The organism is Marinobacter sp. B-21 (assembly GCF_056857895.1).
Window position 1 is genome coordinate 51669 of record NZ_JBSXNZ010000070.1, and the last position, 11987, is coordinate 63655.

Here is an 11987-nt window from a genome sequence, read left to right on the forward strand (position 1 = left end):
TTATTTTGACTCCGATTTGTTGATGGTAACAGGATCACCAACCCGGATACTTCCCGGTGATTCATGAATGGCGTTCTGGCCGAAGATCACGCCGTCCGGCGTCCTGCGATAGCCTGACAGGGTTCTGAGCGGCTGCAAGGCGGCGTCCTTTTTGCCCGTTGCGGGATCCACGGTGGTCACCACACAGCGGGAACAGGGCTTCACAACACTCAGACGGTTGTTGCCAATGGTCAGCTGCTGCCAGCTGTCCTCATCCCAGGGCTGCGCACCCTCCACCACGATGTTGGGCCGGAACCTGCGCATCTCTACCGGAGCATCGAGGCGCCCGTTCAGCTCCATCAGCGAAGCGGTATTGGTAATCAGGAACGGAAAACCGTCAGCAAAGCCTACACGCCGGTATTCATCCACCCGTCCGGCATCAACACGGCGAAATGAACTGTCCGGCATATAGACAAACCGGAGAGACTTGCCGCAGAACCGGCTTAACGCCTCGCCGGCTTCAGGCTGTCCCATAACGGCCTTGACCCAGTCACGCCAGACCAGGACCCGAACCTCTGCGCCGACCGCATCTGTCTCATCAATAGCCATCAGGGGAAACGCACCCTCACCCGGAATGTCGACAACCACATTGCCACCCTCCAGCGCGGTAGCAACCAGCGCCAGCTCCGGATGCTCCCTCTGGGTCACAAAACGGCGGTCATCGTCGACAATCATCCAGCGTCTGTCGGCGACCGGGCCGAAATCATCAGTGTCAAAGCTGCTTACCTCAATGCCGGACAGGGACTTGACGGGGTATATAAACAGTGAATGTACCTTCATGGCGGACATGCCTCCCCCACAGAATCAGGATATGAAACAGGCTGCCGAGTATACCTGACCACGAGCCATGGCGCCGGGTTTGTGGTGGTTGAATACGAAAAAACCCGGCCTTTTTCAAGACCGGGTTTTCTGAATCTGGAGCGGGAAACGAGATTCGAACTCGCGACCCCAACCTTGGCAAGGTTGTGCTCTACCAACTGAGCTATTCCCGCAATGCTGATCGGCTGTTACCGACAACGGAGGCGTATTCTACGGATCCAACCGGCGCCGTCAACCACTTTTTTCCAGGTTTTTTCCCGCCAGAGTTGTGTTGTCGCACTTGAGGAAACCTGAACTGTGCAGCCACTCCTGATCGGGATAGTACTTGAAAACAAGCTGACCACCCTTGAGATTATCAACCACCTGGCGGATGGCCTGATTGTCCACCGCAGGACAACCGTGGCTTCGGCCTATCCGGCCGTATTTGCTGACCCAGCTGTCACTCACATAGTCCGCACCGTGAATAACAATCGCGCGCTGCCGGGCGTGATCGTTGATGCCAGGTTCAAGTCCATCGAGCCGGACGGCATATCCATGTTTTCCGTAGTAGGACTCTCGCGCCTGAAAGAGACCGATACTGGACTGATGGCTGCCTTCGACGTTGGAGAACTCGGTCGGCTCGAAATTCCCGGAATTCTTACCATGGGCCACAAGATCCCGGAGCAGCAGCTCGCCTTTCTCCAGATCAAAAATCCACAACCGCTCTTCACTGGAGGGTAACGAAAAATCGATAACCGCCAGCCGCTGTGGCATCTCGACACCACTGGAAACAGCACAGCGTGATGCCTTAAACGCCGTCTTGAGCACAGTCCTGTCGAGCTTTGGGGCTGCGCCACTCAATTGGTCCAGCAGCTTATCGTCGAGAGAAGCAGCAAACGATGAAACAGGAAGCACAGCCCATACGGCCGCAAAAAGCCCGGCGGGCAGGGAACGCCGCGAGTTCACCATCACAAATCCCCGATAGAATACGTGCAGGTGGCGGCGAAACGCCGCGCACCCGGTTCAAAGTAAGTGTTGCGTATTCTATCAGGCAAAATAGCCAACCCCGTCAGAATGTACATTTTTCATACAAAACCTTAAGGAAGCCGCCAATTCCGTCATCTGGCCAATCAGGGCTGACAAAAAGCAGCTCTATTGGCCAAATCGCCGGCCAATCTGTAAGTAAACCTCTTCTTCTGCCGTAGACGCACGCCCCAGAGCCTTGTTCCGGTGTGGGAAACGGCCAAACCTGATGGTAATGTCGCGGTGATCCCGGGCGGACTGAAGAAAGCTACCCATAAAATCTGCCAGGAGCCCCTGGGTACTCCGGGCAAGCTGCTCGTAGCATTCCACAGATGTGTCCTGGTCTTCCTTACGCTCGGAGTGCTGCAGGGGCATATATAGGAAAGCCCTCTGAACCGGAGGAAGCAGCATATCCTGCCCCTTCCGCATGGCCTGCCTGCAGAGTTTCCGGGCCTGCCGATCCTGATCAAATGCCATAGCGCCGCCCCGGAAGATGTTTCTGGAAAACTGATCAAGCAGCAGAATCTCTGCCAGTATGCCACCGGCTTCCCGCCGCCAATGCTCCAGCCCCTGCTCCGAAGCGAACAGCACCAGGGAAAGAAAGCGGCGGCGGATCTCCTGATCGAACCTACGGTCTGACCGGAACCATTTGTTTCTGTGGTCACTGTCTGGCAACCCGTGCTCATCCAGTTCACCAAACCAGAAATCCAGAATCTCTTTCCAATCGAACATTCTGTGTCACCCTGTTACTTTAGATTCTGTTATACCCGCTTCCGGGGCTGACGCTCCGGACTTACGACAGGCCCCATCAAACTGACCACTCAGGAGAGGCAATGAACAGCCCCCGCATTATTCTGTTGGCACACGGAAGCAGTGACAAGCGCTGGTGTGAAACCTTCGAACAGCTTGCCGGACCCACACTCAAGGCTGTCGATAATGCCCGGATTGCCTACATGGAACTGGCCGATCCATCCATGGACACTGTCATTGCAGAAGGAGTCGCGGAAGGGGCCAAAAGCTTTACCATCGTTCCCCTGTTCCTGGCGGCCGGGCGCCATCTGCGCAAGGATGTTCCCGCGATGATCGAAGAACTCGAGCGCGCCCATGGCACCAACATCCACCTGGCGCCGCCGATCGGCGAAAATCCACTTCTCGGACAGGCCATCCGGGATGCTGTTATGCTTGAACTGGAACAGACACCGTCCTGAACCGGACGCTTGGAAAGCACGCGTGTCGACCAGACCGCGACGGGAGGGAACATCATGACAAAGAGGATTCTGATTACCGGCGGTACCGGATTTATCGGGCACGTACTGTGCCGTGAACTGCTGGCGCGCGGCCATGAACTGACCGTTTTCAGCCGGCAACCGTCAGAAACCGTCAAGGCCTGCTGCGGCCGGGTTGAAGCCGTCCGTGATTTGCAACAACTCCGTTCCCACCCCGGGTTCGATTCCGTCATCAACCTGGCTGGTGAAGGCATTGCTGACAAACGCTGGTCCAAAGCTCGCAAACAGCAACTCCGGGACAGCCGGATCAATGTCACCGAAACACTCGTTGACGTGATACGCAGCTGGAAACAGGCTCCCGAGGTCATGGTCTCGGGCTCGGCGGTCGGTTTTTATGGAGACCAGGGCCCGGCCATGGTAACGGAAGAGACCAACCCACATGATGAGTTTACCCACCGCCTTTGCCGGGACTGGGAAAATGCCGCGCTCCGCCTTGCCGACAACGGCGTAAGAGTGTGCCTGTCGCGAACAGGTGTCGTGGCCGGCCCCGGAGGCGGCTTTCTGGAGCGCATGATTCTGCCCTTCAAACTTGGCCTCGGTGGCCGGCTGGGCAGTGGCACGCAGTATATGCCATGGGTCCACCGGGACGACGTTGTCGAAGCCCTGATCTGGATGGTCGAGAACACCAGCGCTTCAGGACCGTTCAACGTGGTCAGCCCCAACCCGGTGACCAACGCCGAATTCACCCGTTGCCTCGGCAAGGTTCTGCACCGCCCCGCTCTGTTGCCCGCACCGGCACCGGTGCTCAAGGTCGCACTGGGGGAAATGGCGCGTCTCCTCCTGACCGGCCAGCAGGCCATTCCGGCAAGACTCACCAAGGCAGGATTCCAGTTCCAGTATCCCGAACTGGAGAAGGCGCTGGCCCATTCCGTTAATCCGGGGGCGGCAAGGTGACAGTAGCCCGCGTATGGACCGACGCCTCACAGCTGCCGGCCGCGGCCTTCAGTTGGGGCATTTCACCAGTCAACGCCCGTAACTTTTCAAAAAAAGGCGTTGACACTCCCCGGAGCCTTACTTAATATACGCGCCACCTCGACGAGGCAAGGTATTGAAAACGTTGCGTCCCCTTCGTCTAGTGGCCTAGGACTCCGCCCTTTCACGGCGGCAACAGGGGTTCGAACCCCCTAGGGGACGCCAATTTTCCTAACCTGATGCTCCGGCAGCTCTTACTTGCCCGGCAAGGTCAAACCGGTTTCTGGCCGTGCTCGCCTTCTTTTCTGCCCTCATGTCCGTGCGCCTTCTGTTCCCTCATCACGAAGATGCCAACACCAACGAAAAACCCAACCACCAGCAATACAGTCGCAATACCTGCGATAACAACGGCGTCCATATACATTTTTCTTCTCCTTCCTGCAGTAAACTTGATTAAACTCAGATTACGCCCGGTACGCCTGCATGTTATTGATCCAGGTCAACAGAGTACTTTCAGGTTGTGTACGCTTTAGTACTGAATCACAACAAATTTCTCCCCATTTTTCCTGCATTTGCAAGGCATTCGAAAGAAACTGCTGCTATAGTCGCAATCAAAGGTAATTCTCCGATCTCCTAACCGGTTTGGGTGGCTGAAGTTTACGACATGCCAAAACTGTCGACGCGTCTCCAACGTTTTCGCACAGGCTCTCCCCTGTCCTTCAGGCTGCTGGCCTGGATTCTTTTGTTCAGCTCCGCCTTCACCCTGGTCGCTTCAGCCCTGCAGATCTATTCCGATTACCGCAAGGAACTTTCCCAGATTGACAACCGTATGCAAATCATCGAATCCGGTTATGCATCCAGCCTGGCGCGGAGTCTGTGGGCCCTGGACCAAAAACTGCTGCAGACCCAGATGGAAGGCATTCTCAGCCTCCCCTACGTGATCCACCTGCGACTGCGGATCGAACCGGATTCCGAGCTGATAATGGGTGACATTCCCCGGGGAGCAAAAACCACGTCCCACAGTTTCAGCCTGGCTCACCAGGGCGATGAAATGTTCAAACTGGGCGAGCTTACCGTCACAGCGGGCCTTGACCCGGTCTACGATGAGCTGCAGCGCAAAGTAGGGGTCATCCTGTTCACTCAGTTCCTGAAAACCTTCTTTGTTTCCATACTGATTATCTGGATCTTCCAGCATTTCGTGGTACGCCACCTGACAACGATGGCCAACTATGCCCGCGACTTTTCACTGAAAACCACCTCGAAACCTCTCACTCTTGACCGGCCGAACACCCCAGCAAACCGTCATGATGAGCTCGGGCGGGTTACCGATGCCATCAATCAGATGCGCGAACGTCTCAACGTGGATATGGAACGGCAGCAAAAAGATGCGGCTGAAATCCGAAAATTTTCCAAGGCCATTGAACAAAGCCCTTCCTCCGTTCTGATCTGTGACCGGCAGTGGCGTATTGAATTTGCCAACCAGAAATTCACCCAACTGACCGGTTACGAAGCCCGATCCATTCTCGGCAAGCATCCCGGCGCACTGGGTGAGAACGATATTGAAAACCGGCAAAACCGGCACCTGTGGCAGTCCATTCGACTGCAGGTGCAACGTGTCGGAGTGTGGCAGGGGGAAATAAACAGCGTTCGGCGCAACGGCGAACGATTCTGGGAACAGCTGATTGTTACCCCCATCAAGGATGAGTCAGGCGGCACGACCGGCTACCTGATCCTCGGCGAAGACATCAGCATCAGAAAACGGTATGAGCAGCAACTGCTGCGCCAGGCCAACTACGACATCCTGACCGGCCTGCCCAACCGGATGCTGGCCCTGGATCGCCTGAAGCTGGCGCTGGCCCAGGCTCGACGCGAGAGCACCCTGGTGGGTGTGATGTTCCTGGACCTGGACAACTTCAAGCACATCAACGACACCCTTGGCCACGACGCCGGCGACAATCTACTGATTGAAGCGGCACGCCGGATCTCCAGCTGCCTGCGGGGCACCAGTACGGTTGCCCGACTCGGTGGCGATGAGTTTCTTGTCATACTGCCTGGTTTGACCGGCCCGGAGGCCTCATCTCAGGTTGCAGAACGTATTCTCAAGACGTTCGCACCACCCTACATACTGAATGGTCAGGAAGTATTCGTAACTACGAGTATCGGGATTGCGATCTTCCCGACAGACTCCGACAACAGTGGCACCCTGCTTCAGCACGCCGATGCCGCCATGTACCAGGCCAAGCACAAGGGCAAGAGCTCCTACGCCCATTTTGCCCCGGAAATGACCGAGGTGTCCCACGAGCGTCTGAAGATGGAATCCAGTATGCGGCGTGCCCTGGAGCTAAAGGAATTCGAGCTCTACTTCCAGCCCATCGTGAATACGAATTCCGGCAACCTTTTTGCTGTCGAAGCGCTGCTGCGCTGGAATAATCCCGCCATGGGCATGGTGATGCCGGATCGTTTCATCCCGTTGGCGGAGGAAACCGGCCTGATCACGCCCATCGGCGAGTGGGTTCTCGAGGAGGCCTGCCGGGCGGCAATGGGTTGGAAACAGTCTACCGGTAAGGACATCGGTATCTCCGTCAATGTCTCCCCCCGCCAGTTCCGGGATCCCGGATTTACCGAGACCGTAATGCATGCGCTCTCAGCCAGCGGCCTGGCGCCGGAACAGCTGGAACTGGAAATTACCGAACGCCTGATCCTGGACAACTCCATCGAGACAGCGGAAATCCTGCGCCAGCTCGACAAAGCCGGCATTCGCTTGTCGGTCGACGATTTTGGTACCGGCTACTCCGCGCTCAGCTATCTGAAAAGCTATCCGTTTGATACCCTGAAAATTGACAAATCCTTTGTCCAGGATGTCATGAAGGAGCCTGACGATGCCTCCCTTGTCCGGGCGATCATCAACATGGCCCATAGCCTGGGCCTGCGGGTCATCGCTGAAGGGGTGGAAGAAGAAGCACAGACCCATTTCCTGAAAAAGGAAAACTGCGACTTCTCCCAGGGGTATTTCTACAGCCGCCCCCTGCCAGCCCCGGAGTTTGACGCCTGGCTCACCAACAATCATCGGGTATAGATTAAAAACCGCCGGAACCTCAACTCCATGGAAGACACCATACTTGTCGTCAATTGCGGCAGCTCATCGCTGAAACTTGCACTGTTTGACGGCCAACACCGTAAACTGGCGTCGGCTCTGGCAGAGCGTCTTAATCAGAACGATGCCTTTGCACGCATTGCTGGCGATAAGGACACCATTCCCCTGAAGCCGGGCACATCGCATGATGCGGCACTTGAGGCAATGGTCAGTGCATTCCGGGACCGTCAGTTGATAACATCCGTGCCCGCGGCCATCGGCCATCGGGTGGTTCATGGTGGAGAAACCTTTCGCGAAGCGGTCCTTATCGACGAGGACGTTGTCAGCGCCATTGAAGAGTGCGCCGGACTGGCTCCCCTGCACAACCCGGTCAATCTTTCGGGTATCCGGGCAACCCTCGCGCTGTTTCCCGGTGTCCCCCAGGCGGCGGTTTTCGACACCGCCTTTCACCAGACCCTGCCAAGACATGCGTTCCTGTACGCCCTTCCGAAAGCCTGGTATCAGGACTGGGGCGTACGCCGCTACGGATTTCACGGCACCAGCCACGCCTTTATGGCCGTCGAAGCCGCCCGCTTGTTGGGCAGGACACCGGCAACCACGTCCATCATTTCTGCTCATCTGGGCAACGGTTGCAGCATTGCCGCCATCCGCGACGGCATCAGCGTGGATACCAGCATGGGGTTGACACCTCTGGAAGGCCTGGTGATGGGCACCCGGAGCGGAGATATCGACCCGGGCCTGTTTGATTTTCTCGGTAGTAAGGGCATTCCCGGCGACGAGGTTCATCGGGTTTTGAACCAGGAAAGCGGCCTGCTGGGCCTGTCCGGGCAGACCAATGATATGCGCTCATTATGCGAGCTCGCCGACCACGGCCATGAACCCTCTAAAACAGCGATTGATGTTTTCTGCTTCCGTCTGGCCAGATACATTGGTGCCATGATGGCATCGCTCAGGCAACTGGACGCCCTGGTTTTCACGGGCGGCATCGGCGAGAACAGTGCCCGGGTGAGGCAGGACACCATCAGCCATTTGCACCTCATGGGTTTTGAGCTCAGCGAGGATCTTAACAAACACCATGGTGAATTCAGCGACGGCCGGATTGAAAGTGCCGGTTCCCGGTTCCCGGTTCTGGTGATTCCCACCAACGAGGAGCTGGTTATTGCGCGGGAGGCCTCACGGCTTGCCGGCGCGGCAGATCCGGCCTGACCACCACGCGTTACCAGGAACACGATAATGGCAAAAAGTCTCTTTGTTGCACCAACCTCCATGGAGTCCGGCCTGACCTCCGTTTGCCTCGGGCTGTTACGCGCCCTTGAACGGGTTGGCGTGAGTGTCGGTTTCTATAAACCCTTCTGCCAGTCCGTCCACCGTGCTGAATCCATGCATAACGACGGCCAGGATTCATCGACGGCCTTTGTCCGGACCAGCAGTCACCTGAATCCACCGGACCCGATTCCTTTAAAGCAAGCCCAGCAACTGCTCAACCGGGGCAAATCCGATTTCCTGCTCGAGACAGTGGTGGGCGAGTACCAGAAGGTCGCCAAAAAGGTGGATGTGGTGATTATCGAAGGGCTGGTACCCGATCGCAGTGAGGCCTATATCGCACGGCTCAATGTGGAGGTTGCCCGGAATCTGGGCTCAGACGTCATCCTTGTCAGCACCACGAAAACCCTTGACGCACGCCAGATGGATGAGGAGCTGGACTTCGCCGCACGCCTCTTCGCCAGCCCGAGCGATCCCGATGTCATCGGGGTGATCCTGAACAAGGTCGGCGAGCCGGAGCAGTCCGGCCTTGAACCCCGTTCCAATACCAGTCACCCATGCACGACGGCCATCGATTACCGGGCCAGCTGTAAGGTGTTCCTCGAAGGCCGGTTTCGACTGATCGCGGAGATACCCTGGCAGCCGGAGCTTCTCGCGCCACGAGTGTCCGATATCGCCCGGGAGCTCGGGCTACCCGTGCTGAACGAAGGCCAGATGCACTCCCGGCGGGTTCAGAAGGTTTCGGTGTGTGCAAGAAGCATCCGGAACATGACAGAAACACTGAGGCCAGGCACGTTAATGGTAACGCCGGGAGACCGTGAAGACATTGTGGTCACAACAGCAGTTGCCGCGCTAAATGGTGTTCCACTGGCGGGATTGATGCTCACCGGCGGATTCATGCCGGACCAACGGGTGATAGATCTGTGCCACCGGGCCCTGGATACCGGCCTGCCGGTTCTCGGTTCCGATGCCAACACCTACGAGACAGCCCACATGCTGGCTAACCTGTCTTCCGCTATCCCCATCGATGATCCGGACCGCATCGAAAAGGCCATGGAAGCGGTTGCGACCCGAATAGACACAGACTGGCTGCAGCAGCACCTCAAGGTCGAACGCCAGAGCCGGCTTTCTCCCCCGGCTTTCCGGTATCAGCTTTCAGAACGCGCCCGCGCTGCCAATAAACGAATTGTCCTGCCGGAGGGCAGCGAACCACGAACCGTTCAGGCGGCCATCATCTGTCACCAGCGCAAGCTGGCCCGGTGTGCCCTGATTGGGAACGCGTCCGAGATTCGTCGGGTTGCCGCTTCCCAGGATCAGGAGCTGCCGGAAGATATCGAGATCATCAATCCTTCCGACGTACGTGAGCGCTATATCGGGCCGATGGTGGAACTGCGCAAACACAAGGGCCTTACCCCGGACATGGCCGAAGCCATGCTCGAGGACAACGTTGTCCTGGGCACCATGATGGTGGCTCTGGATGAAGCCGATGGGTTGGTGTCAGGCGCCATTCACACCACCGCCAACACCGTTCGCCCTGCCCTGCAGCTGATCAAGACCCACGACCACGCGAAAGTCGTGTCATCCGTGTTTTTCATGTTGCTTCCGCAACAGGTGGTGGTTTACGGGGACTGCGCCATCAACCCGGACCCGAACGCCGAGGAGTTGGCAGATATTGCCATCCAGAGCGCCGAATCCGCCGAAGCCTTCGGCATTGAGCCTCTGGTTGCGATGATCAGCTACAGTACCGGTGAATCAGGAAGCGGTCAGGACGTCGACAAGGTAAGAGAAGCCACCCGGATTGCCCGCCAGCGCAGGCCGGATCTGCTGATTGACGGACCCTTGCAGTACGACGCCGCAGCGATAGAGAGTGTCGCCAGAAGCAAAGCACCTGACAGCAAAGTGGCGGGCAAGGCCACGGTGTTTGTATTCCCGGATCTGAACACCGGGAACACCACCTATAAAGCGGTTCAGCGCAGCGCCAATGTCGTCAGTATCGGCCCGATGCTGCAGGGCCTCCGGAAACCGGTCAACGATCTCTCCAGGGGTGCGCTGGTCGAAGACATCGTCTTTACCATCGCACTCACTGCGGTCCAGGCAAAACAGGTTGAAAACGCGGGGCTCAACGGAAGCTGAGGCTATACCCCGGAATCAGCGCTTGAGACTCTTCTGGCGCTTTTTCTTCGGGCTGGGCCCCTGTTTCTGGTCGTTATCCTTTTTCACCTTCTGGCGCGGCGTCAGCCGATCAACCTTGCTGGCAAACGGGTTTTCCCCGGCCCGGAATTGAAACCGGATGGGCGATCCGGTAACGTTCAGCACCTTGCGGAAGGTGTTTTCCAGATACCGCTTGTAAGCGCCTGGCAGCGCGTCCACCTGATTGCCATGAACAACAACGACCGGCGGATTCGAGCCACCCTGGTGGGCGTAACGGAGTTTGATTCGCCGCCCCTGCACCATCGGTGGCTGATGCTGGGCAACGGCGTCCTGCAATAGTGCGGTCAGGCGATTGGTCGGCCACTTGGCCATGGCAGAGTCGTAGCAGGCCTCGACCGATTCATACATAACGCCAACGCCGGATCCGTGAAGCGCGGAGATATAGTGCTTGTCGGCGTAATCGAGAAAATCGAGGCGGCGCTTAACCTGCTCCTTCACCCTGGCCCGGTCTTCGGGGTCCATACCGTCCCATTTGTTCACAGCGATGACCAGTGAGCGGCCCGCATCCAGAACAAAGCCGATCAGGTGCAAATCCTGATCCACCAGTCCCTGCCGGGCATCAATCACCAGAATCACTACGTGGGCATCATCAATCGCTTGCAGCGTTTTGATAATTGAAAACTTCTCGACCACTTCGCTGACATTCTTGCGACGGCGAACACCGGCGGTGTCAATCAGCGTGTACTGTTTGCCCTGGCGCTCGTAGGGGACGTACACGCTGTCACGGGTTGTGCCCGGCATGTCGAAAACGACCACCCGATCCTCGCCAAGCATGCGGTTCACAAGGGTCGACTTGCCCACATTCGGGCGCCCCACCACGCCAATGCGAATACCCGGATATCGATCTGCCCGGTCCTCTTCTGCCCGATCTTCCTCGGAGGGCAAGAGAATCTCCAGCATTGACCGGATACCCCGGTTATGGGAGGCAGCTATCAGGAAGGTGGATGCGAAGCCCAGGCTGTAAAAATCGGCTGCCGCAATGTCCGGGTTCTGACCATCGGTCTTGTTCACGACCAGGTGAGCCTGCTTACCAGAACGGCGCATATGATCTGCAATGAGTTCATCGCCCGCTGTCAGCCCGGCACGGCCATCCACCAGAAACAGAACAATGTCGGCCTCTTCCACGGCCTGCATGGACTGCCGTGCCATCTCGAGATCAAGACCCTGCTCGTCTCCCGTGAGACCGCCGGTATCAATCACAATGAAACGCTGGCCCTCGTAGCTGCCCTCACCGTATTTGCGGTCCCGGGTGAGGCCGGGGAAGTCCGCAACCAGGGCATCCCTGGAGCGGGTCATCTGGTTGAACAAAGTCGATTTGCCAACGTTGGGACGTCCGACAAGGGCAATTACTGGGGTCATAA

General features: G+C 57.4%; 10 protein-coding genes and 2 tRNA genes. 6 read left to right on the forward strand and 6 right to left on the reverse strand.

What is annotated here, in order from left to right:
* The 4 genes from AC13C0_RS09410 to AC13C0_RS09425 form a co-directional block, all read right to left on the reverse strand.
* On the reverse strand, positions 1-819 hold the full coding sequence (locus AC13C0_RS09410) for an MOSC domain-containing protein (protein WP_482954307.1): 819 nt from the start codon (positions 817-819) through the stop codon (positions 1-3).
* Between the two features lie 136 nt (positions 820-955).
* A tRNA-Gly gene (locus tag AC13C0_RS09415) sits at positions 956-1031 on the reverse strand.
* A 58-nt stretch (positions 1032-1089) separates the two neighbouring features.
* On the reverse strand, positions 1090-1806 hold the full coding sequence (locus AC13C0_RS09420; protein ID WP_117616936.1) for a murein L,D-transpeptidase catalytic domain family protein: 717 nt from the start codon (positions 1804-1806) through the stop codon (positions 1090-1092).
* A gap of 183 nt (positions 1807-1989) precedes the next feature.
* The gene (locus AC13C0_RS09425; protein ID WP_117616935.1) at positions 1990-2592 is read right to left on the reverse strand and encodes a DUF924 family protein; all 603 of its coding nucleotides are present in this window, start codon (positions 2590-2592) and stop codon (positions 1990-1992) included.
* A 101-nt stretch (positions 2593-2693) separates the two neighbouring features.
* Here AC13C0_RS09425 and AC13C0_RS09430 point away from each other — a divergent pair, with 101 nt between their 5' ends.
* The 3 genes from AC13C0_RS09430 (at position 2694) to AC13C0_RS09440 (ending at position 4283) form a co-directional block, all read left to right on the forward strand.
* Positions 2694-3068, forward strand: coding sequence for a sirohydrochlorin chelatase (locus tag AC13C0_RS09430; RefSeq protein ID WP_117616934.1), 375 nt, complete (start codon positions 2694-2696; stop codon positions 3066-3068).
* A 54-nt stretch (positions 3069-3122) separates the two neighbouring features.
* Positions 3123-4040 carry a TIGR01777 family oxidoreductase gene (locus tag AC13C0_RS09435; protein ID WP_117616933.1) on the forward strand — a complete coding sequence of 306 codons (918 nt, stop codon included), beginning with the start codon at positions 3123-3125 and terminating at the stop codon, positions 4038-4040.
* A gap of 167 nt (positions 4041-4207) precedes the next feature.
* Positions 4208-4283 (forward strand) — tRNA-Glu (locus tag AC13C0_RS09440).
* Between the two features lie 46 nt (positions 4284-4329).
* Here AC13C0_RS09440 and ccoM read toward each other — a convergent pair.
* Complete coding sequence (ccoM, locus tag AC13C0_RS09445; protein WP_482954308.1) at positions 4330-4482, reverse strand: cytochrome c oxidase subunit CcoM; 153 nt, start codon at positions 4480-4482, stop codon at positions 4330-4332.
* A 240-nt stretch (positions 4483-4722) separates the two neighbouring features.
* Here ccoM and AC13C0_RS09450 point away from each other — a divergent pair, with 240 nt between their 5' ends.
* Genes AC13C0_RS09450 through pta form a run of 3 tightly spaced genes read left to right on the forward strand, consistent with a single transcriptional unit; the run spans position 4723 to position 10548 of the window.
* On the forward strand, positions 4723-7134 hold the full coding sequence (locus tag AC13C0_RS09450; RefSeq protein WP_117620230.1) for a bifunctional diguanylate cyclase/phosphodiesterase: 2412 nt from the start codon (positions 4723-4725) through the stop codon (positions 7132-7134).
* 27 nt (positions 7135-7161) lie between these two features.
* On the forward strand, positions 7162-8358 hold the full coding sequence (locus AC13C0_RS09455; RefSeq protein ID WP_117616932.1) for an acetate/propionate family kinase: 1197 nt from the start codon (positions 7162-7164) through the stop codon (positions 8356-8358).
* Positions 8359-8385: 27 nt separating this feature from the next.
* Positions 8386-10548 (forward strand): phosphate acetyltransferase, encoded by a 2163-nt coding sequence (gene pta, locus AC13C0_RS09460; protein ID WP_482954309.1) that lies wholly within the window; start codon positions 8386-8388, stop codon positions 10546-10548.
* 15 nt (positions 10549-10563) lie between these two features.
* On the opposite strand, the gene der is transcribed toward pta, so the two are convergent.
* Positions 10564-11985: a ribosome biogenesis GTPase Der gene (der, locus tag AC13C0_RS09465; RefSeq protein WP_117616930.1), complete on the reverse strand. Its 1422-nt coding sequence runs from the start codon at positions 11983-11985 to the stop codon at positions 10564-10566.
* Between the last annotated feature and the right edge of the window lie 2 nt (positions 11986-11987).

Coding starts and splice junctions, on each gene's coding strand:
- AC13C0_RS09435 (WP_117616933.1), top strand. CDS start 3,123: ATGACAAAGAGGATTCTGATTACCGGCGGTACCGGATTTATCGGGCAC.
- AC13C0_RS09410 (WP_482954307.1), bottom strand. CDS start 819: ATGAAGGTACATTCACTGTTTATATACCCCGTCAAGTCCCTGTCCGGC.
- AC13C0_RS09425 (WP_117616935.1), bottom strand. CDS start 2,592: ATGTTCGATTGGAAAGAGATTCTGGATTTCTGGTTTGGTGAACTGGAT.
- AC13C0_RS09430 (WP_117616934.1), top strand. CDS start 2,694: ATGAACAGCCCCCGCATTATTCTGTTGGCACACGGAAGCAGTGACAAG.
- AC13C0_RS09420 (WP_117616936.1), bottom strand. CDS start 1,806: ATGGTGAACTCGCGGCGTTCCCTGCCCGCCGGGCTTTTTGCGGCCGTA.
- der (WP_117616930.1), bottom strand. CDS start 11,985: ATGACCCCAGTAATTGCCCTTGTCGGACGTCCCAACGTTGGCAAATCG.
- AC13C0_RS09455 (WP_117616932.1), top strand. CDS start 7,162: ATGGAAGACACCATACTTGTCGTCAATTGCGGCAGCTCATCGCTGAAA.
- AC13C0_RS09450 (WP_117620230.1), top strand. CDS start 4,723: ATGCCAAAACTGTCGACGCGTCTCCAACGTTTTCGCACAGGCTCTCCC.
- ccoM (WP_482954308.1), bottom strand. CDS start 4,482: ATGTATATGGACGCCGTTGTTATCGCAGGTATTGCGACTGTATTGCTG.
- pta (WP_482954309.1), top strand. CDS start 8,386: ATGGCAAAAAGTCTCTTTGTTGCACCAACCTCCATGGAGTCCGGCCTG.